Raw genomic sequence first — 20,297 nt, 5'->3', positions numbered from 1 at the left:
GCGACCAGCGCGTCAGATCCCTGTGAACCGTCCGGTACTCGCGGAGTCGAGGAGGGCTTCGACGACGGTGAGGGTGTGCACGCCCTCCGCCATGGACACGGCGGTGGTGGTGGGGGTGTTGGTGCCGTGGATGGTGTCGCGGAAGTTCTCCTGCTCCACCCGCAGGGGTTCGCGTTTGTTGATGGCGTAGCGGATGGCGTCGCCCTCGGACACGCCGCGGAAGGTGGCGACGGCGTCCCACTGGGTCGCCACGGTGCCGTTGGCGTAGAAGGTCAGGTCTCCGGCGACGGTGTCCGCGACCAGGGCGCCATTCTCACCGGTGACGACGGTCTGGCGCTCCTTGCGCGGTGAGAGCCAGTTGACCATGTGGTTGACGATGATCCCGTTCGCCAGGCGCCCGACGGCGACGACCATGTCCTCGTGCTCGCGGCCGGAGCGGTGGGTGACCTGCGCCGAGACGGACTCGTAGGGGGACTGGGCGAGCCAGGCGGTCAGGTCCACGTCGTGGGTGGCGAGGTCCTTGACGACCCCGACGTCGCTGATGCGGCCGGGGAAGGGGCCCTGGCGGGAGGTGGCGATCTGGTAGACCTCGCCGAGCTCGCCGTCGGCGATCCGGCGGCGCATCTCCAGCAGGGCCGGGTTGCACCGCTCGACGTAGCCGACCGCGCCGACCAGGCCGGCGGCGTCGAAGGCGTCGGCGACCCTTTGGCCGGCCTCGGCCGTGTGGGCGATGGGCTTCTCCACCATGGTGTGCACCCCCGCGGCGGCCAGGGCCAGGGCGACGTCCTCGTGGTAGATCGTCGGCACCGCGACCATCGCCGCGTCCAGGCCGGCGTCGATGAGGGCGTGGACGTCGGGCAGGACGGGCAGGTCGCGGGCGACGCCGAACTTGTCCCCGCCCGGGTCGGCGACCGCGACGAGGTCCATGCCGGGGGTCTCGCGGATCACCCGGGCGTGGTGGCGGCCCATCGACCCCAGCCCGATCAGCCCCATCCGCAGCGCAGGACGCTCGCCCGCGTCGGTGACGGCGTCCTGAAGGTTCTGCTGGGTCATGTCAGGCTCCTGCCTTCACCACGACGGTGTTGACCGCGGTGACGATCCGCTCCAGGTGCTCCTGGGTCAGGGAGGGGTGCACGGGCAGGGAGATGACCTCCGCCGCCGCCCTCTCCGTCTCCGCCAGCTCCAAACCCGGCGCGTAGCCCTTCAGGGACTCCAGGCGGTGGTTCGGGATCGGGTAGTACACCCCCGAGCCGACCTGGTGCTCCTCGCGCAGCGCGGTCACGACCCGGTCCCGCTCCGCCCCGGCCGCGCCGGGGATGCGGATCGTGTACTGGTGGTAGACGTGCACCGCCCCGGCCGCGACCGGCGGGGTGGTCACCCCCTCCAGGTTCGCGTCCAGGAACGCGGCGTTGTCCTGGCGTCGCTTCGTCCAGGCGTCGACCTTGGTCAGCTGGACCCGGCCGATCGCGGCGTGGATGTCCGTCATCCGGTTGTTCAGCCCGACCAGCTCGTTGGCGTACTGGCGCTCCATGCCCTGGTTGCGCAGCAGCCGCACCCGGCGCGCGATCTCCGGCTCGGCGCAGGAGACCATCCCGCCCTCCCCGGAGGTCATGTTCTTCGTCGGGTACAGCGAGAACATCCCGAACGCCCCGAACGTGCCCACCTTCTTCCCCTCCAGCGAGGCGCCGTGGGCCTGTGCGGCGTCCTCGAACACCATCAGGCCGTGCTCGTCCGCGATCGCCTGCAGGGCCGGCATGTTCGCCGGGTGCCCGTACAGGTGCACCGGCATGATGCCCTTCGTCCGCTCCGTCACCGCCGCCCGCACCGACTCCGGGTCCAGGCAGAAGAAGTCCGGCTCGATGTCCGCGAACACCGGCGTCGCCCCGGTCAGCGCCACCGAGTTCCCGGTCGCGGCGAAGGTGAACGAGGGCACGATGACCTCGTCCCCCGGCCCGATCCCGGCCGCGAGCAGCCCCAGGTGCAGCCCCGAGGTGCCCGAGTTCACCGCCACGCACTCCCGCCCCTGCACCAGGTGCTCGGCGAACTCGGCCTCGAAGGCCTTGACCTCCGGGCCCTGCGCCACCATCCCCGAGGCGAGCACCCGGTCGACCGCGACCCGCTCGTCCTCGCCGATGATCGGCCTCGCCGCAGGAATCATCTCCAGGCTCATCAGGCCCGCACCTCTCTGATCGTGTCCTCGAACTCTTCGTACACCGCACCCGTGGCCGGGCACCGCCACAACTCATCCTCGCGCACCAGGGGAACCCCGGCCGCACCGACCCACCCGATCCGGCGGGCCGGCACCCCGGCCACCAGCGCGTGCGCCGGGACGTCCTTCGTCACCACCGCCCCGGCGGCCACCGTTGCCCAGGCCCCGATCGTCACCGGTGCGATGCACACGGCCCGCGCGCCGATCGACGCGCCGTCCCCGATCGTGACCCCGACCGGCTCCCAGTCGTGCGCCGACTTCAGCGACCCGTCCGGGTTCACCGCGCGCGGGAAGGTGTCGTTGGTCAGCACCACCGCCGGGCCGATGAACACCCCGTCGCCCAGCACCGCCGGCTCGTACACCAGCGCGTAGTTCTGCACCTTGCAGTGCCGCCCCATCCGCACCCCGGTGCCGATGTACGCGCCGCGACCCACCACGCACCCCTCACCGAGGACCGCCCCCTCGCGGACCTGTGCCAGGTGCCACACCGAGGATCCGTCCCCGACCACGGCCTCCGGCGACACATCTGCGCTGTCAACGATGCGCGTCGTCATGCAGTCATCCTTGTCCTTGGGCCCGCTCCGGGCTGTGCGGCGGGTCGGGGGGAACGGTATCCCAGACCACGACCCGCCTCCCGGGACCATCGAATGGGACAGACCGATCTCCTGCGAGAATGTCGTCCATGTCCACCGTGCCTCCCGTGACCGACGCGTGGCTCGTCGTCCCCCTGTACAACGAGGCCGCAGTCATCGGTGACGTCGTCACGCGCGCCCGCGAGCGTTTCCCGAACGTCGTCTGCGTCGACGACGGCTCGGCCGACGCCTCGGCCGCGGCGGCGGAACGGGCGGGGGCCGTCGTCGTCCGGCACCCCTTCAACCTCGGTCAGGGCGCGGCGCTGCAGACGGGCATGCGGTACGTGCTCGAACAGACGGATGCCGAGTACATCGTCACGTTCGACGCCGACGGTCAGCACCAGGTCGAGGACGCCGAGGCGATGGTGCAGCTCGCCCGGCGTGACGACCTCGCCATCGTCTTCGGCTCCCGCTTCCTCGACGCGCGCACCCGCCCCGGCCTGGCCAAACGCCTGGTGCTACGCACCGCGGTCTGGGTCACGAACCAGTCCACCGGGCTGCGGCTTACCGACGCGCACAACGGGCTGCGGGTGATCCGGCGGGACGCGGCCTCCAAGCTCGACCTCCGACAGAACCGGATGGCGCACGCCACGGAGATCGTGCTGAACCTCGGACGGACCGGACTCCCGTGGGCCGAGTACCCGGTGCACGTCCTGTACACGGACTACTCCAAGGGCAAGGGCCAGTCGCTGCTCAACTCGGTCAACATCCTTGTCGACCTGGTGTTCAACTAGTTGGGGGCGCTGTCGTGCTGATCCAGATCATCCTGCTGGTGGCCATCGCCATCATCACCGTCCTGCTCACGCGGTCGACGGCGGGGGCACGCCACCAGGCGGTCCGCCGGCTGATGCTTGTCGGGTTCGTCCTACTGGCGGTCCTGTCGGTGCTCTTCCCCAGCTGGCTCACCTGGCTGGCCCGGCTGCTCGGTGTCGGCCGAGGCGCGGACCTCCTGCTGTACGCCCTGGTGATCGCCTTCCTGAGCTCGCTCGCCACGACCTACCGCACGACGGCGCTGCTCAACCGACGGATCACGGTCCTGGCCCGCAAGATCGCGCTGGCGGAGGCGGCCATCGCCGCCCAGGAGGCGATCAACGAGGCCCAGCCGGAGGGTCGCGACGCGGTCCGGCGCGCGGACGCGGAGCCGACGGCGCGCCGCGAGCTTCCCGCCACGGGTCCCGGCGGCGACCCGACGATCGCCTCACCGCCCTCACGGGAGCGTCAGAAGCGATAGACAGCCAGGCTGTCCTCGCCGTCGCCGTTCCAGTCCCCGCCGTAGACCTCGTCGGTGGCGCGACCGTAAACCACCCGGACGTCGGCGCCGCCCGGCGCGATGGCGTTCTTGACGTGGTACTCCGCCCCGCGCCGGACGGCCAGCGAGTCGCGCCCGTCGCTGTCCCAGTCCCCGGCGAGCACGTCGTCTCCCGACCGGCCGTAGACGACCACCTGGTCGGCGGCTCCGGCCGTGATCGAGTTCTTGACGTGGTACTCCGCCCCGCGGCGCACGGCGAGCGTGTCCCCGCCGGTCCCGTCCCAGTCACCCACGAGCACCGTGTCGCCGGAGCGCCCGTAAACCACCACGATGTCGGCCGGTCCCGAGGTGACGGAGTTCTTGATGTGGTAGCTGCTGCCCCGCCGGACCGCGAACGTGTCCACCCCGTCGCCGTCCCAGTCGCCGACGAGGACCGTGTCCCCCGGCCTCCCGTAGGCGACGGTCCGATCCGGCCTGCCTGGCAGGTTGGTGTCCCGAATGTAGAAGATCCGTCCGCGCCGGTACGCGAATGTGTCCACGCCGTCGCCGTCGAAGTCGCCGACGAAGAACTCGTCGAAGTAGTCGCCGTACTCGAAGACGGTGTCCGCCGTCGTGGTGAACGTGTTCGCGAGGAAGAAGCCGTAGTCGATCGTGCGCGACGTGCCGGCCTCGAGCCGCACCCGCCCGGCGGGCAGCCAGCCGGTGCGCCCGCCCGTCTCGACCTGGTACCACCCGGCGGACAGTGCCACGACGTCCTCGAGGCCGGTTCCCGCACCGAGCGGCGCCACCTCCGCGGCGGAGGCGCTGGGCGCGCTCCTGAGCACCACGTCCCCGGTGGTGCGCGCCGTCGGCACCCCGAGCCGGGTGGGTGAGACGTCGCTGGCGTGCGCCCACCCCGACACGTTCCCCGCCCGGACCGGCAGGAACCCGTTGGACTTGGTGCCCGGGCTGGACGTCAGGACCGTGTGGTTCGGCACCGTGGCCACCACGGGGGCGCCGGCCGAGGCCGACGTGCGCACGGGGGTGGGTCCGACGGCGTAGTACGTGCAGCTGCCCGGGCCGGACCGCGGCACGACCCTCATGGCCGCACCGAGCAGGTCGACCCCCTGGGACCGGAACCACCCGAGCGGGTCCACCTGGGTGCCGCTGCCGTAGGAGCCCAGCCACACCTCGAGGTGCAGGTGCGGTGAGGTGGAGACGCCGGACGAGCCGACCTCGGCGATCTTCTGGCCGCGCCGCACGGTCTGCCCCACGCGGACGAACCGGTCGGCGTCCCACATGTGGGAGTAGCTCACCTGGACCCGGCGCCCGCCCACCACGTGCTCGACCACCAGCCACTGGCCCGCGGAGAAGTTGGGCTCGGCGCGCACCACGCGCCCGTCGGCCACGGCGTAGAGGGGCGAGCCGTCGGCGGCGCCCAGGTCGACGCCGCCGTGGGACGTCGAGGCGTTGATGATCGGCAGGCAGCGGGCCCCGAAGTAGGACGTCACGGCGTACGTGCCGGTGTCGAGAGGTCCGTCGACGGCGCCGCGCGGCGGGGCGGCAGAGGCCGACGACGTCGGCATCGCGCTCAGGGCTCCGACGAGAGTGGCGGCGAGAACAACGCGGAACGACCGTGCCATGTGATCCCCCGAGGTGCGCCCCGAGGGGCTCCGAGCTGGTCCACCGCCGACCCTAGAGCAGGATCCGCCGCACGTCCGGAAATCCCGGGAGCGTCGTGCCGCCCGCCGGGAAGGGGTACGGCGCGCGACCGCGCCGCCTGTACCGTGGGTCGTCGAAACGAACCGTAGGATCACACCGTGCCGAGACATGCCAACGCGCCCGGACCCCGGGCGTCCCTGACGCGAGCCGTGACGGAGCAGCCGCTCACGTCTCCCCGGCACGCCCGGACGCTCGAGCGGCACCGGCTGCTCCGCCGCACCGGGGTCGGCGCCCTGGCCGCGGCCCTGTTCCTCGGGTCCGGCGCGACCTTCGCATACAGCGAGCTGCAGGGCAACATCGGCCGCCACGACATCGACGATCTGCTCGGGGACGACCGCCCCTCCGCCGTCGCCTCCGCCGAGCCGATCGACTCCAAGGCGGGCCAGCCGATCAACCTGCTGGTCATGGGGTCCGACGTGCGCGCGGGCGAGAGCGACGTCGACGGCGCCGGCGCCGCCGGCGAGGTCACCGGCATGCGTTCGGACACGACGATGATCGCGCATGTCTCCGCCGACCGGTCCCGCGTCGACGTCGTCTCGATCCCGCGCGACACCCTCGTCGACGTCCCGTCCTGCCGGCTCCCGGACGGCACCGAGACGCCCGAGCAGTACGACGTGATGTTCAACTCGGCCTTCCAGACCGGTGGCGAGACCGGCGACGTCGGCGCCGCGGCTGCCTGCACGATCCGGACCGTCGAGGACCTGACCGGCATCTTCATCGACGACTTCGTGGTCGTGGACTTCGCCGGGTTCAAGAACGTCGTGGAGGCGCTCGACGGCGTCCCCCTCTACATCCCTGAGCCGATCGACGACCCGTTCGCGCAGCTGCAGGTGGCGGCCGGGTGCCAGGTGCTGGACGGCACCGAGGCGCTCGGGGTCGCCCGCGCGCGAAAGACGGTCGGCGACGGCTCCGACATCTCGCGCATCGGCCGCCAGCAGGAGCTCGTCGCGGCGATCGCCCGCGAGGCCCTGAGCAAGAACCTCCTCACCGACCTGCCCGCGCTCTACCAGTTCCTCGACGCCGCCACGTCCACCCTGACGACCGGCCCGTACATCGGCGGCCTGCCGACCATGGCGGGTCTCGCCAACTCGCTGCGCGGCCTCGAGCCCGGGGCGATCAGCTTCGCGACCATGCCCTTCGACTGGGCGGGTCCGCGCGTCGTCCCCTCCGTGGACGCGGAGCAGATGTGGGAGAATATCAAGGCGGACCGTCCCATCGACGCGACGCTGACCGGCACGGGAGAGGCGCCCGTCCCCGAGCCGACGGAGACCGCGACGGACGACCCGACCTCGCCGCCCACCGAGGAGCCGACCGACGACGGCGTGGTCACGGCCGCCCCCTCCCCCGAGCCGACCATCCCGGTGTGCACCAAGTGACGGCCGGCCCCGTCGCACAGGTGTCGGGGCTACCCTGGCGTGCGCACGAACGGCGCCCTGCCGGCGCGGGGCCGGGACCAGCGAGACGTGGAGGGGCATGAGCGAGGACGAGCGGGCGAAACTGCCCCCCAGCTTCCGCCCCGTCTCGGGCGGCAGCCGCCCGGACCCGCGCACCGCCCGTCCGGTCGGTCCGCGCGAGCCGACGTCGCAGCCCGCCCATCCGCGTCGGCACGCACGCCCGGCCCGCGGTTCGTCCGAGGCCGCGCCGCGACCGGCTCAGCGCCCCGCCGGCCGCGGCCGCACGCCCGACGCCGCGCCGCCCTCGTACTCGCCGCGCGGTGCGCAACCCTCCTCCGCCGGGACGACGGCGGCGCCGCCCCGGCGCCCAGTCCGGGCTCCGGCGCCGCCCGCCCCGAGCGCGACGGGCCGGCGCAGGCGGCGCCGCCCGGGCCTGGTGCTGCTCGGCGTGCTGCTCGTGGTGCTGCTGGCCTGGCCGATCGGCCTGCTGATCTGGGCGAACGGCAAGATCCAGCACGTCGACGCGCTCACCGGCGCTCCGGGCACCGCGGGGACGACCTACCTCCTCGCCGGTTCCGACTCCCGCGCCGACGGCGCGGTGGCGGACGCGACCGAGGGCCAGCGCTCCGACACCATCATGGTGATGCACGTGCCGGACTCCGGCCCGACGGCCCTCGTCTCGCTCCCGCGCGACACCCTCGTCGAGATCCCCGGGTACGGCCCGGAGAAGCTCAACACCTCCTACTCCCTGGGTGGCCCGCCGCTGCTCGCGGAGACGGTGGAGCAGCTGACCGGCCTGACCGTCGACCACTACGTCGAGATCGGGATGGGCGGGGTCCAGGAGGTTGTCGACGCGGTGGGCGGCGTGGAGCTGTGCCTGGACTACGACGTCGACGACGAGCTCTCCGGGCTGCGGTGGACGGCCGGCTGCCGGGTCGCCGACGGCCCCACCGCCCTGGCGTTCGCCCGGATGCGCTACGCGGACCCCAACGGCGACATCGGCCGTGCGGACCGTCAGCGCCAGGTGATCGGGGCGGTGATGAGGGAGGTCGCCGCGCCCGCCACCCTCGTCAACCCGGTCGACCACGTCCAGCTCGTCGAGGCCGGCACCGGGGCTCTGGTCACCGACACGGACACGGGCATCGTCGACCTCGGGCGCATGGCCCTGGCATTCCGCAACGCCACCGGCCCCGACGGCGTGACGGGCGCGCCACCGATCGCGGACTTCGACTACCGACCGGGCACGATCGGGTCGACCGTGCTCCTCGACGAGGACCTCGCCCCGCAGTTCTTCCAGCGTCTGCGGGACGGCGAGCTGACGCCGTCGGACGTGCGGACGCCCGGGTAGCGCTCGTCGTGCGGGGGCGCCGACCGACCGTCAGGCGCAGCCGAAGCTGAACCGCTGCGTGTTGAACAGCCCGCCGTCGGTCATGACCGTGCCGGTCGCGACGTGGCGCAGGTCTGGGTGCACGATGTTCTCCCGGTGCCCGGGCGAGTCCATGTAGGCGCTCATCGCCGCCTCGGGCGACGTCCCGGTGTCCGACGCCCAGTAGATGTTCTCGGCCCAGCCGCCCGAGCAGCCCGCTACCGCGGTGTCGGCGTCCATCGTGGCGTCGGAGGCGTGCTGGAAGTCGTTGTCGTCCATCCAGCTCGAGTGCGCCAGCGCACCCGCACGCAGCCCGGCCTGGTACTGCAGCGGCGCCACGCCGGCCGCCTGACGCTCGGCGTTGATGAGGGCGACCATGCGCTGGTCGAAGCCCTGGTCGGTGGCGGACGAGCCGGAGTCCGGCGCCTCCGGCGCCGGGGCGGGCACAGGCTCAGGAGCGGGAGCCGGGGCGTCGGTATCCTCGGTCGGCGCCTCCGGCTCGGGGGCCGCGGCGGGCTCCTCCACCGGGGCCTCGGGCTCGACGGGTGCCTCGCCGGTCGCCTCGCCGGCGACCGGGACCTCGGTCGGCTCCTCGGGGGGCTCCTCGGGGGCCTGAGGCGTCGCGGCGGTCGGCTCCGGCCGGGGTGCGGGCGTGGCGGTGGCCAGCGCCTCCTTGGGCTTCGGCGCCTGCTCCGCCGTGGAGACGTGGGCGGTGGTGAGCTGGGAGACGGGCCCGATCGCGGCCTGGGACACGCCGGCGGCCAACCCGATCCCTACGGCCAGCCCTGCCGCGGCCAGAGCCGCTCGCTTGATCATGTGCCCGTCTGCTCCTCGCGTCGGTGTACCGGACCGCCGTCGAGGCTAGGGAGGCCGGCCCGGTCCGATAAAGCCCACCGGACGCTCAGAGGCAAAGATCACAGTCCGATAACGCGGGCGGCCGTGCCTACGAGCAGGCCGTCAGCCGCCACACGCTCGCGGTGCCCCCGCGGTCGACGAGCGTGAACCCGGCGGAGGTGTCGACCTCCCGCAGACCGGAGGTGCGGTCGGACACCTTGGCGCCGTCCTCCGCGCCGGCGGTGTCCGTGTAGACGTGCGTGACGCCCAGGGCGTCCACCGCGCGGCACACGGCGGGGTCGTCGCGCAGCTCGCGGAAGGACGTCTCGAGCAGACGACGGTCCTCGCCGCCCAGGGGGCCGAGCTGCGGGAAGACGACGTCGACGCCCGCGAGCGCGGGCAGGTAGGCCGAGCCGTTGAACGGATCACCGAGGACGACTGCGCCCTCGGGCAGGCGCTCCGGCAGGCGCTCGATCATGGCGAGCTCGTCGTCGACGAGCATGGTGCCCCAGGCGATCGCACCGGGATCGTGCACGGAGGCGGTGATCCGCACCTTCAGGTCCCACCGGGCCCCGGCGGTGAGCATGACGACGACGAGGAGCAGCGAGACCGGCACCGCCCAGGGCGGGACCGCGCGCGCCCGGGCGTGGAGGCCGGCGTCGAGCCGTTCGGCGAGCGCGGCGAGAGCGCCCGCCGCGAGCACGACCGCGGGGATGACCACGAGGGGTGCGATGCGCGCCGCCTGCGTGTACCAGAACCCGGTGAGCACGCGCAGCGGGTTCTCGGGCGGGCCGGCTGCGAGCAGGACCAGGGCCGCGGCGACGACGAGGACGGCCACCAGGTGCCGGTGCCGTTGCTCGCGAACGCTCATGGCCGCCCCGATAATCGCGAGGGCACTCACCACGAGATTCCCCGCACCCTTCCCGTACCAGTAGACCTGCGGGGTGTCCGTGACGAGCCTGGCCAGGACCGGCAGGTAGCTCCCGGCACCCGCGCGCTCGTAGGACAGGGTCGCGAGGAAGGCCGGGAAGGTGACGAGCAGGGTGACGGTGGTCGCCGTGACGACGAGGGCGACCGCGACGCCGGCCAGCACGGCCCGCGGCCGCCCCGCGGCCCAGCCCTGGCGTGCCTGCCGGACGAGGATCACCACGCTCGGGAGCCCGCCGAGCACGAGCAGCGAGAACACCCCCGAGCCGTGCGCCAGCGCGACGCCCGCCGCGGCCGGGGCGAGGGCGAGGGCCGCTGAGACCTTCGCCGGCCAGAACCAGCGGGTTCTCAGTGCCACGACGAGCAGCGCGAGAACCCCGGGCAGGAGCGCGAGGCTCAGGCCCATCGGCTCCTGGGCGAGGACGGTGAGCACCACGACCGGGAAGGCGACGAAGGTGGCGGCCAGGACGGGGGCGACCAGCGCGGGCAGCGCCCGCTCCGGCAGCACCGCGCGGGTGAACGCGGCGACACCGACCAGCCAGACGGGCCCGCCGACCACCAGTGCGGCGGTGCTGGCGGCGGCGGGCACCGAGGTGAACCCGGGCGCGACCGCCACGATCGCGTGCCACACCGCGGGGTAGTACACCGCCCGGCCGCCGTACAGCTCCGCGAGACCACCGAGGGTGGAGGCGTTCCCGGTGCTGCGGACCGACCCGATCGCGTTGAGGTGGAACACCGCGTCCCAGGCCTGCGCCGGCGAGTCGGGCGACGACATTCCCACCGCCATCGGGACGCACACCAGCGCGACCGCCAGCGCGAGGGAGCCGCTCAGCAGGCCCGCCGAGCGCTCCGGCAGCGGCGGGGGCAGCCAGAGCGCATGGCGCTCGTCCGTGCTCCGCCGGGCCGCGGTGCCGAGGAGGAACCCGGCCGCGGCGGCGACCAGCACGCCGGCCGCCACACCGACGACGGCGGAGGGCAGGGTCCACCGGACCTCGAGGACCGGGTACAGCAGTCCGAGAACGCCGGCGAGCGCGGTGGTCACCGCCGGTGCCGCGGCGAGGGCGACGAGCCCGCGGACCCCGAGGAGACGCAGGGACGCCCAGCCCGGCAGCACCAGCGACGCCCACAGCGCCAGACCGGGCGGGACGGTCTCGCCCCAGGTCACGGGACCCTGGTCCCGACGGCGTCGTGCACTGGTGGAACGTATCAGCGGACGTGGTTCGCTTGGGGCATGGCTCACGTGAACGACCCGGACGTCGTCCGCCGTCTCCTGACCACACCCGGCCGCTGGGCGGTGGTCGGGCTGTCCCGGAACACCACCCGGACCGCCTACGGCATCGCGAGGTACCTGAGGGACGACCTCGGGATGGAGATCGCCCCGGTCCACCCGAGGGCGGAGGAGGTCCACGGCGCCACGGGGTACGCCACGCTCGCCGACGTGCCCGGCCGGATCGACGTCGTCGACGTCTTCGTGCGGTCCGAGCTCGCCGGCGACATCGTGGACCAGGCGATCGCCGTCGGCGCCGGCGCGGTGTGGCTCCAGCTCGGCGTGGTCGACGAGGCGGCCGCGGCGCGCGCCGCGGCGGCCGGCCTCGCCGTCGTCATGGACACCTGCCCGGCGATGGAGGCACCGGCTCTCGGCATCTGAGCCGGTGCGCCGCCGTCAGGCCGGGGCGGGCACGCGATCCCGCCGCTCGCCCGCCCTCGCCCGGTCAGGTGCCGCGGGACGACGGCGCAACTTGCGCTCGATCCACCGCCGCATCGGCGGCCCGACCCGCTTCTCCGCCTGGTGGACGAGCCACGCGAGGACCAGGGAGAAGGCGACAGCGGCCCCCAGGACGACCCACCGGTCGGCGTGGGCGGCGAGGTTGTCGATCAGCCACCAGCCCCAGAACTCGTGCACGAGGTACAGCGGGTAGGTCAGGGCGCCGACGGGCAGCAGCCACGCCCACCGCAGGCGCTGGACCCGGGTCAGCGTCAGCAGCGCCACGAGGGCGAAACACCCGGCGGTCAGGGTGCCCAGGACCCAGGGGTCCGGGGTGAAGACGGTGTTCGTGCTCACGGAGTGCATCTGCCACGGCACGGTGTTGCGCACCGCGAGCGCCGCGTTCATGGCGACGATCAGCCAGGCCGTCCGCGACTGGCCCTCGCGGTGCATCAGGTAGATGAGCATGCCGCCGGCGAAGAAGGGGGCGTACTGCTCGACGAGGACCTCCTGCAGCACGGGCACCTGGAGCTCGTGCGCCACCTGCGCGGCGAGGGGCCACAGCGCGCTCACCCAGAGCAGACGGCGCCGGGTGATCCCCCAGGCGACGAACAGCACCATGAGCGCGTAGAACCGGAGCTCGGTCCACAAGGTCCAGTACACGCCGTCGACGTGCCGGACGCCGAAGGCCTCCTGGAACATCGTGAGGTTCACGAGCGCCTCGCCCACGCTGATGTCCTTGCCGGCCGGCCAGATCCACAGGAGCAGGACCGACGTGGCGATCACCGCGATCCAGTACGAGGGGTACAGCCGCGCCAGGCGGGAGGCGACGACGTGCGGGACGTCCCGCCCCCACGCGGTCATGAGGATCGCGAAGCCGGAGATGACGAAGAACAGCTCCGGCGCGAGCACGCCGTAGATCAGCACGGGGCCGATCTCCGGGAAGACGTGCCCCGGCTCGTCCCCCCACACCTGCGACCACCGCGCGGCGAAGTGGTACAGGACGACGGCGAGAGCGGCCAGGAACCGCAGACCGTCGATGGCGTAGAGCCGCGGCCGGGCGGACGACGGCCCCCGGTTCTCCGGTCCCTCGAGGGGCCGTGGAGGAGGAGCCGACGGCGTGGCTGTCGTGACGTGGGTGGCGGCCATGGCCTTCCACGCTAGGTCGCCGCTCCGTGCCTCGCACCCCCAATGTCACGATCTGGTCACGACGCGGGGGCGATCCCCGTCGCCCCCGGCGCCCGGGGTGACGAGCCGGGCTCAGCTCGCGCGCGCCGCCGCACCGAGGGCGGCGACCCGCCGGCGGGAGGCCGCCATCGAGGGCGTCTCCACCTCGTGGCCGTGCTCGGCGAGCCAGCTCGCCCAGTCCGTCACGTCGGGGTACCGCTTGAGGAGGGCACGCCGTTCGCGCTCGGTCATCCCGCCCCACACGCCGAACTCGGTGGCGCTGGACAGCGCCTCCACGAGGCAGGCCATGCGGACCGGGCACGAGAAGCAGAGCTCCCGCGCCGTGCGCTGTGCGGCGCCGCGCACGAAGAGGGTGTCCGGCGAGGTCTGCGCGCAGGCGGCCGAGCCCGCCCACGTCCGGTCATCGATCACGCGCGTCCTCCTCATGCGGGACCAGCTCACGCGCCGGTCAGTACGAAGGTTCTGTGCGCCGGGAGAGCGGGTGACCGAGGGCCCCCGGACCGGCGACTTGTGATCCATCACACACCGAGAACCGGACGCCCGTAACCGGGTGGGTAAGACGAGGGGAGGGTGAAATCGGACGCCCCACCCTGAGGGTGAGGGGGGCTGCACGGGGGGTGTACGTGTTCGCCCGCGCGGTCGGCGAGCGGCGGGTGCCCGAAGACCGGGGGCTGCCCGGGCCTGTTGGCGGGTCGGGCAAGGGGCGCCCCGGGTCCTGGGGTGACCCGGTCGGGGGGTGACCCGGGTCATTGACGACCCGGGTCAGTGATGACCCGGGCTCACCTCACCTCGGTGAGTGTGCCGTCGGCCACCGAGTACACGAACCCACGAACGTGGTCCTTGTGCGGGATGAACGGGCTGGCGGCGATCCGCCCGATCGACTGCCGTACGTCCTGCGCGGGATCCCGGAAGGACTCCGCCGCCCAGGCGGGGCGCAGGCCGGTGTCCGCCTCGATCTGCTGCTTGAACTCGTCGTCGGTGAAGGTGAGCATCCCGCAGTCGGTGTGGTGGATGAGGACGATCTCGCGCGTGCCGAGCAGCCGCTGGCTGATCGTGAGCGAGCGGATCTCGTCCTCGGTGATCACGCCTCCCGCGTTGCGGATGACGTGGGCGTCGCCCTCCTTCAGGCCGAGGAGACCGTAGGGGTTGAGCCGCGCGTCCATGCAGGCCACCACGGCCACCTGGCGCGCGGGCGGCATGGGCAGCTGGCCCTTCTCGAAGGTGGCGGCGTAGGCCTCGGCGTTGCGAAGCAGCTCGTCGGTGACGCTGGTCATGGGTCCTCCTCGACGTTCTCCGCACCGGGTGCGGGTCGGCGGGTGTGCCGAGGTCACCATGCTGACGCCCGCCCTCCGACGGCGTCGGCCCGCTCGGGGCCGTCCCGGATCGTGGACCTGTCAGCCGATGCGGCGGGGACCCGCCTGCCAGGCCTCCCAGGCGCTGCGGATGATGTCGCCCAGGCCGTGCTCGGCCTTCCAGGACAGAACGTCGCGGACGAGGTCCGGCGCCGCGATGAGCTGGGGCGGGTCCCCGGCGCGGCGGGGCTCGACCTCGGCGGTCACGTCGAGGCCGGACACCTCGCCGATGGCGTCGATCACCTGGCGCACGGACGCCCCGGTCCCGGTGCCGACGTTGAAGACGTGCTCGGTCAGCTCGGCGTCGGAGCGCAGGTGGTCCATCGCCGCCAGGTGCGCGTGGGCGAGGTCGAGGACGTGGATGTAGTCCCGGATGCACGTGCCGTCGGGCGTGGGGTAGTCGTCGCCGAAGATCTTCGGCCGCTCCCCCCTCGCCAGGCGGTCGAGGACCATGGGGACGAGGTTGAGGACGGCGGGGTCACCCAGCTCCGGCCAGCCGGCACCGGCGACGTTGAAGTACCGCAGCCCGGCCCACCGCAGGCCCCAGGCGCGCTCGCAGTCGGCCAGCATCCACTCGCCGACCAGCTTGGTCTCGCCGTAGGGGTTGATGGGGCGGCAGTCGGTGCCCTCGGTGACGACCTCCACCGGCGGCATCCCGTACACGGCGGCGGAGGAGGAGAAGATCATGTTCGCCACCCCGGTCCCCTCCATGGCGCCGAGGACGTTGGCGAGGCCGCCGATGTTCTGCCGGTAGTACCAGGTCGGACGCGCCACCGACTCCCCCACCTGCTTCTTCGCAGCGAAGTGGATCACGGAGGTCACGCCCCGCTCGCGCATGACGAGCTCGAGGCTCTCCTGGGCGTCGGGCCCGGCGACGTCGAGCTCGACGAGCGTCGCCTCGCCGACCCGCTCCGCCGCCCCGGTCGACAGGTCGTCGACGACGACGACGTCCTCGCCACGCTGGAGCAGGAGACGAACCACATGCGCGCCGATGTAGCCGGCGCCGCCGATGACGAGGGTGCTCATGCCGGTAACCCTATGGGCTGCCTCAGCGCACCCGGCGTCACGACCCGAAGCCCACCCGGCCCGAGCGCTGGGCGCGCAGGCGCGCCCCCTTCTCCTGCGCGACTTGACGCAGCCCCTCCTGGAAGCTCACCATCTGCTCGCGCAGCCGGGCGGCGTCGTCGTCCGCGCCGGAGGCGAGGATGCGGGCGGCCAGGAGGCCAGCGTTGCGCGCCCCGCCGATGGAGACGGTCGCGACCGGGACGCCGGCGGGCATCTGGACGATCGAGAGGAGGGAGTCCATGCCGTCGAGGTACTGCAGCGGCACCGGCACGCCGATCACGGGCAGCGGGGTGACCGCCGCCAGCATCCCGGGCAGGTGGGCCGCTCCCCCGGCTCCGGCGATGATGACGCGGAGCCCGCGGCCGGCGGCCTCGCGCCCGTAGTCGATCATCTCGGCCGGCATGCGGTGCGCGGAGACGACGTCGACCTCGGTCTCGACGTCGAACTCGGCGAGGACGTCCGCGGCGTCCTTCATCACCGGCCAGTCGGAGTCCGAGCCCATGACGATCCCGACCGCTGCGCCCATCGTTCCTCCTCGTCCCGCGCCGGCCCGCGCCGGCTCCGCGCGTCAGTCTGGCAGCACCGTCGCCGGACGCGCCGAGCCGTTCACCGACGGCGCACCCGCTGAGATGCCACCAGCAGCCACTGTCAGCCTGTCGTAATCTGCCGTTCAGCCCGCGTTCACCCGTGACTCCGGGGCGCGGCCGGCCCCATCGGCAGACGAACGGCACCCATGCGCACCATCGCAGCAACTCGCCAGACCACCTCCGTCGCCGCGGACACCACCCCGCCCGTACGGCATCGTCGACCTCGACGCCGGCGCGGCGTGACCGGTTGGATCCACCGAGTGCGCGACTCGCTGGAACGAGCCGTTCCGGCTGCAGCACTGACCCTCGCGACCGCAGTGGTGCTCACGATCGGACTTGAGCTCTCCCACGCAGCCACCGGCGCATCGGGCGACCCGTTCGGGCACGTAAACGCATTGCCCATTGGTCGTCTGGCACTGAACTGCCTCGTGGTGTGGGCCGTGGTCGCACTGGTGCAGGGGGTCACCGGCCGGTTCCTCGTCACCGGAGCGCTGAGCCTGGCGGCCGGTGTGGTCATCGCTTTCGCCGACGTCTCGAAGATGCGGCTGCGCGACGAGCCGGTCTACCCCACCGACGTCTCGTACCTGCGCGACCTGGGACTGCTCCTGGACAGCGCGGGGGTAGACCAGGAGGTCGCGATCGTGGTCGGTGCTCTTCTGGTCGGCGGCGTTGCAGTGAGCCTCCTCCGCCGACTTCGAAGCGTGACGCGAAGACGGCTCCCGGGCCGACTACCCTCGTACGTGGCTCGGGCGACAACAGCAGTTCTCGCGGTCGGTGCACTCGTTGTCGCCGCAGGCTTCAACGAGCCCGGCAACGCGCTGCGTGAGGTTTACGAACGGACGGATCCTGTGTGGCTCCACTGGGACCAGCCGAGGAACTATGCGACGAACGGATTTCTTGCAGGCACCCTGTACAACCTCCCCGCCTCCCCGATGCAGCGGCCCGCCGGCTACGACGAGAAGACGATGGACGAGATTGCCGACAGGTACGGGGAGCTGGCGTCGGCTATCAACGCAGGGCGGAATCCCGACGCTCTGAGGGACACGAACGTCGTCATCGTCCTGAATGAAACGTTCGCTGATCCGTCGCGCCTGCCCATCCGCATGTCAGAGGACCCCATTCCGTTCACCCGCTCCCTCATGGAGAACAACACGTCCGGCTCCACGGTCGCTTCGGGTTACGGCGGCGGGACCGCCAACGTCGAGTTCGAGGTGCTCACCGGGATGGCGCAGACCAACTTCCGCCCTCAGCTGCACACGCCGTTCCAGACGCTGCTCCCGCACCACGCCACCTTCCCCTCTTTCGTGAGGAGTCTCGGCGATGGTAGGCAGACGCTTTCGGTCCATCCGTTCGTGAGCACCTTCTACCGGCGAGACGCGGTATATCCGGCGCTCGGATTCGACCGCAGCAAGTTCCGGGACGACATGAAGCACACCGGCCGGATCTCGGACCGGGGTCAGGTCTCGGACGCCGCGACCTACGACGAGGTCGTCGCCGAGCTCAGGGCGGCCGGTGAGCCGATGCTCGTCAACGTGGTCACGATGCAGAACCACCGTCCTTACTCCGGCCTGTACTCGGATCCCGTCGCGGTGGAGGGAGAGATGAGCGACGCAGAGAGAGCCGAGATCGGGCAGTACCTGCGGGGGCTCCGCCACAGCGACCAAGCGATCGAGCAGCTCGTCTCCGACCTCGAGCAGATGGACGAACGTACCATCGTGCTTTTGTACGGTGACCACCTGGCCTCGCTCTGGCCGGAGTCCGTCAAAGCCGCCGTCCCGGAGCAGACCTTGTTCGAGACGCCCTACGTAGTGTGGGCGAACTTCCCCACCCGGAAGCTCGACACCGCACCCACCCTCGGTCCGAACTTTCTCGTCAATCAGATGCTTGCGGCGGCCGATGCGCCCATCACCCCGTTCAACGCCCTTCTCGCCGAGCTGGAGAATGAGGTCTCGGCCGTGGAACGGACTCTGACGCTCGGCCCGGACGGGCAGCAGATTGCGGCGGCGGACCTCCCGCCGCGGGCGCTCGAGCTCCTCGAGGACTACCAGATGGTTCAGTACGACCTCGCCGTCGGCCGCCGCTACGCCGAGGCGGCCCTGTTCGACGTCCCCCCGGTCGACTGACCGATCACCCACGAGACCTCACGCGCCGACGTGAGATCGGCAGCGCACGGCGGCTGTCCGCGTCTACCGGTCGACGTGGTCGGCGTCGTCCTCGGTGATCGCCTCGACCTCGACGTCGTCCCCGCGCAGCAGGGCGACGGCGGCGTGGGCCACGCGCCGCGCCTCGGCGAGGTCGGGCCCGGTGACGGTGACGTGCCCGAGCTTGCGTCCGGGCCGCACCTCCTTGCCGTACAGATGCACCTTGGCCTGGGGGTAGCGGGCCATGAGCTCGGGGTATGCGGCGCGCGGGTCCTCCAGCGCCGACCCGAGGAGATTCACCATCACGGAGTGGTCGGCACTGGCGTCCGCGCCGCCGAGCGGCCAGTCGAGGACGGCGCGCAGATGCTGCTCGAACTGGCTGGTCACGGCGCCGTCGATGGTCCAGTGGCCAGAGTTGTGCGGGCGCATCGCGAGCTCGTTGACCACGAGGCGGGAGGTGCCGTCGTCGTGGTGAACCTCGAACATCTCGACGGCGAGGACGCCCGTGACGCCGAGCCCGGTGGCGATGCGCTCGCCGATCTCTCGCGCCCGGGCCGCCGTCGCCGGGTCCAGGTCCGGAGCCGGGGCGAGGACCTCGAAGCAGACGCCGTCCTGCTGGACCGTCTCGACGACGGGCCAGGACCGCACCTCGCCGGCGCCGTCGGGCCCGCCGGTGGGGCGCCGGGCGACGAGCACGGCGAGCTCGCGGGTGAAGGGCACCTTCTCCTCGGCGAGCAGGGCGTCGCCGGGGTCGAGGGCCTCGAGCCAGTCGGCGGCCTCGGCCGCGGAGCGGACCACCCGCACGCCCTTGCCGTCGTAGCCGCCGCGGGCCGTCTTGACGACGACGGGCCAGCCGGTGGCGTCGCCGAACGCGGCCAGCTCGGCCTCGGTCCGGACCGGCGCCCACGCCGGGCACGGCGCGCCGACGTCGGTCAGGCGGGTGCGCATGACGATCTTGTCCTGGGCGTGGACCAGGGCGTCGGGCCCGGGGCGGACGGGCACGCCGTCGGCCTCGAGCTCCCGGAGCAGCTCGTTCGGGACGTGCTCGTGCTCGAAGGTGAGCACGTGGGCGCCGTCGACGAGCGAGCGGATCGCCGCGGCGTCAGAGGCCGCCCCGACCGGGGCATCCGGCACCACCTGGGCGGTGGCGACGGTGGGCGACTCGACGAGAACCCGAAGGTGCACGCCCAGCGCGATCGCCTGCTGCTGCATCATCCGGGCCAGCTGGCCCCCACCCACGACTGCCACGACCGGTGCTTCCACGATCGTCGAGCCTAACCGCGGATACGCTGGACCGGTGACGCGGTCCAGCATCGAGAACGCCACGGAGGCAGCCGCCCCTGGCGTCCCGACCGGTCCTGCCGCACCCGCGCCCGCGCCGGGCCTCGTGCTGCGCTTCCTGCGCGGCCAGACCCTCGGCGCCTGGCTGCTCGAGATCGTGCGCTTCTGCGCCGTCGGCGGCACGGCGTTCATCGTCGACGTCGGCCTGTTCAACCTCCTGCGCTTCGGCCCCGGCGAGGTGCTGGGCGAGAAACCACTCACGGCCAAGGTGATCTCGGTGACGGTCTCGGTGCTCGTGGCCTGGCTGGGCAACCGGTACTGGACCTTCGCCGGCAGCCGGCGTGAGTCCCAGGTGCGCGAGCTCACGATGTTCGCGCTGGTCAACCTCGGCGGCATGGCGATCGCGGTGGGGAGCCTCGCGGTGAGCCACTACGCCCTCGGTCTCACGTCCCCGCTGGCGGACAACATCGCGGCCAACGGCGTCGGCCTGGTGCTCGGAACAGCCTTCCGGTACCTGTGCTACCGGTATCTGGTCTTCACCTCGAGGCACTGACCTGCGGCTTCGCAGGACGACGCAAACATCCTGATTTCGTTTCCGTCAATCGACTTCGCAATCGCAGGCCCTCTGCAAGACTCCCCGCACGGCTCAAAGGTGAGCCAAGTCAC

19 protein-coding genes are annotated in these 20,297 nt (G+C 72.4%); 7 read left to right on the top strand and 12 right to left on the bottom strand.

The window, feature by feature from the left end; all coding sequences use genetic code 11:
* Positions 1–12 precede the first annotated feature (12 nt).
* Genes KZX45_RS14490 through KZX45_RS14480 form a run of 3 tightly spaced genes read right to left on the bottom strand, consistent with a single transcriptional unit; the run spans position 13 to position 2,763 of the window.
* On the bottom strand, positions 13–1,053 hold the full coding sequence (locus tag KZX45_RS14490; RefSeq protein ID WP_248258463.1) for a Gfo/Idh/MocA family protein: 1,041 nt from the start codon (positions 1,051–1,053) through the stop codon (positions 13–15).
* Position 1,054: 1 nt separating this feature from the next.
* Positions 1,055–2,170, bottom strand: a complete 1,116-nt coding sequence (locus tag KZX45_RS14485; RefSeq protein ID WP_248258462.1) for a DegT/DnrJ/EryC1/StrS aminotransferase family protein — start codon at positions 2,168–2,170, stop codon at positions 1,055–1,057.
* Complete coding sequence (locus KZX45_RS14480) at positions 2,170–2,763, bottom strand: acyltransferase (RefSeq protein WP_248258461.1); 594 nt, start codon at positions 2,761–2,763, stop codon at positions 2,170–2,172. The genes KZX45_RS14485 and KZX45_RS14480 overlap by 1 nt, the downstream gene beginning before the upstream one ends.
* Positions 2,764–2,891: 128 nt before the next feature.
* On the opposite strand from KZX45_RS14480, the gene KZX45_RS14475 reads away from it, so the two are divergent.
* Together KZX45_RS14475 and KZX45_RS14470 are read left to right on the top strand one after the other, a co-directional pair.
* Complete coding sequence (locus KZX45_RS14475; protein WP_248258460.1) at positions 2,892–3,575, top strand: glycosyltransferase family 2 protein; 684 nt, start codon at positions 2,892–2,894, stop codon at positions 3,573–3,575.
* A 14-nt stretch (positions 3,576–3,589) separates the two neighbouring features.
* Positions 3,590–4,072, top strand: coding sequence for a DUF2304 domain-containing protein (locus tag KZX45_RS14470; RefSeq protein ID WP_248258459.1), 483 nt, complete (start codon positions 3,590–3,592; stop codon positions 4,070–4,072).
* Here the strand turns inward: KZX45_RS14470 and KZX45_RS14465 are convergent.
* A complete protein-coding gene (locus KZX45_RS14465) occupies positions 4,060–5,712 on the bottom strand; it encodes a M23 family metallopeptidase (protein ID WP_248258458.1) in 1,653 nt (550 codons plus the stop codon). The two genes, KZX45_RS14470 and KZX45_RS14465, sit on opposite strands and share 13 nt — an antisense overlap.
* Before the next feature lie 177 nt (positions 5,713–5,889).
* On the opposite strand from KZX45_RS14465, the gene KZX45_RS14460 reads away from it, so the two are divergent.
* Positions 5,890–7,167 carry an LCP family protein gene (locus KZX45_RS14460; RefSeq protein WP_248258457.1) on the top strand — a complete coding sequence of 426 codons (1,278 nt, stop codon included), beginning with the start codon at positions 5,890–5,892 and terminating at the stop codon, positions 7,165–7,167.
* A 97-nt stretch (positions 7,168–7,264) separates the two neighbouring features.
* Positions 7,265–8,533, top strand: a complete 1,269-nt coding sequence (locus KZX45_RS14455; protein ID WP_248258456.1) for an LCP family protein — start codon at positions 7,265–7,267, stop codon at positions 8,531–8,533.
* 30 nt (positions 8,534–8,563) lie between these two features.
* Here KZX45_RS14455 and KZX45_RS14450 read toward each other — a convergent pair whose 3' ends face one another.
* The gene (locus KZX45_RS14450) at positions 8,564–9,367 is read right to left on the bottom strand and encodes a CAP domain-containing protein (RefSeq protein ID WP_248258455.1); all 804 of its coding nucleotides are present in this window, start codon (positions 9,365–9,367) and stop codon (positions 8,564–8,566) included.
* A 127-nt stretch (positions 9,368–9,494) separates the two neighbouring features.
* Complete coding sequence (locus tag KZX45_RS14445) at positions 9,495–11,477, bottom strand: DUF6541 family protein (RefSeq protein WP_248258454.1); 1,983 nt, start codon at positions 11,475–11,477, stop codon at positions 9,495–9,497.
* Positions 11,478–11,543: 66 nt separating this feature from the next.
* Between KZX45_RS14445 and KZX45_RS14440 the strand changes: the two genes are divergently transcribed.
* Positions 11,544–11,960 (top strand): CoA-binding protein, encoded by a 417-nt coding sequence (locus KZX45_RS14440; RefSeq protein ID WP_248258453.1) that lies wholly within the window; start codon positions 11,544–11,546, stop codon positions 11,958–11,960.
* 15 nt (positions 11,961–11,975) lie between these two features.
* Here the strand turns inward: KZX45_RS14440 and KZX45_RS14435 are convergent, their stop codons facing one another.
* From KZX45_RS14435 to purE, 5 genes are all read right to left on the bottom strand, one after another.
* The gene (locus KZX45_RS14435; protein WP_248258452.1) at positions 11,976–13,166 is read right to left on the bottom strand and encodes an acyltransferase; all 1,191 of its coding nucleotides are present in this window, start codon (positions 13,164–13,166) and stop codon (positions 11,976–11,978) included.
* A gap of 111 nt (positions 13,167–13,277) precedes the next feature.
* Complete coding sequence (locus KZX45_RS14430) at positions 13,278–13,616, bottom strand: WhiB family transcriptional regulator (protein WP_374112595.1); 339 nt, start codon at positions 13,614–13,616, stop codon at positions 13,278–13,280.
* A 368-nt stretch (positions 13,617–13,984) separates the two neighbouring features.
* Positions 13,985–14,479, bottom strand: a complete 495-nt coding sequence (locus tag KZX45_RS14425; protein WP_248258450.1) for a carbonic anhydrase — start codon at positions 14,477–14,479, stop codon at positions 13,985–13,987.
* Between the two features lie 120 nt (positions 14,480–14,599).
* Entirely contained in the window at positions 14,600–15,583 is a 984-nt protein-coding gene (gene galE, locus KZX45_RS14420) for a UDP-glucose 4-epimerase GalE (protein ID WP_248258449.1), read from the bottom strand.
* A gap of 37 nt (positions 15,584–15,620) precedes the next feature.
* Positions 15,621–16,148, bottom strand: a complete 528-nt coding sequence (purE, locus tag KZX45_RS14415; protein WP_248258448.1) for a 5-(carboxyamino)imidazole ribonucleotide mutase — start codon at positions 16,146–16,148, stop codon at positions 15,621–15,623.
* A gap of 321 nt (positions 16,149–16,469) precedes the next feature.
* Between purE and KZX45_RS20355 the strand changes: the two genes are divergently transcribed.
* Positions 16,470–18,332, top strand: a complete 1,863-nt coding sequence (locus KZX45_RS20355; protein WP_248258447.1) for an LTA synthase family protein — start codon at positions 16,470–16,472, stop codon at positions 18,330–18,332.
* Between the two features lie 63 nt (positions 18,333–18,395).
* Here the strand turns inward: KZX45_RS20355 and KZX45_RS14405 are convergent, their stop codons facing one another.
* Positions 18,396–19,613, bottom strand: coding sequence for a 5-(carboxyamino)imidazole ribonucleotide synthase (locus tag KZX45_RS14405; RefSeq protein ID WP_248258446.1), 1,218 nt, complete (start codon positions 19,611–19,613; stop codon positions 18,396–18,398).
* A gap of 34 nt (positions 19,614–19,647) precedes the next feature.
* On the opposite strand from KZX45_RS14405, the gene KZX45_RS14400 reads away from it, so the two are divergent.
* Positions 19,648–20,184 carry a GtrA family protein gene (locus KZX45_RS14400; protein ID WP_248258445.1) on the top strand — a complete coding sequence of 179 codons (537 nt, stop codon included), beginning with the start codon at positions 19,648–19,650 and terminating at the stop codon, positions 20,182–20,184.
* Positions 20,185–20,297: the final 113 nt, after the last annotated feature.

This window comes from Georgenia sp. EYE_87 (genome assembly GCF_023148685.1).
Lineage (GTDB): Bacteria > Actinomycetota > Actinomycetes > Actinomycetales > Actinomycetaceae > Georgenia.
The sequence above is the reverse complement of the archived record's forward strand: the minus strand, read 5'-3'. Positions and strand labels throughout refer to the sequence as shown.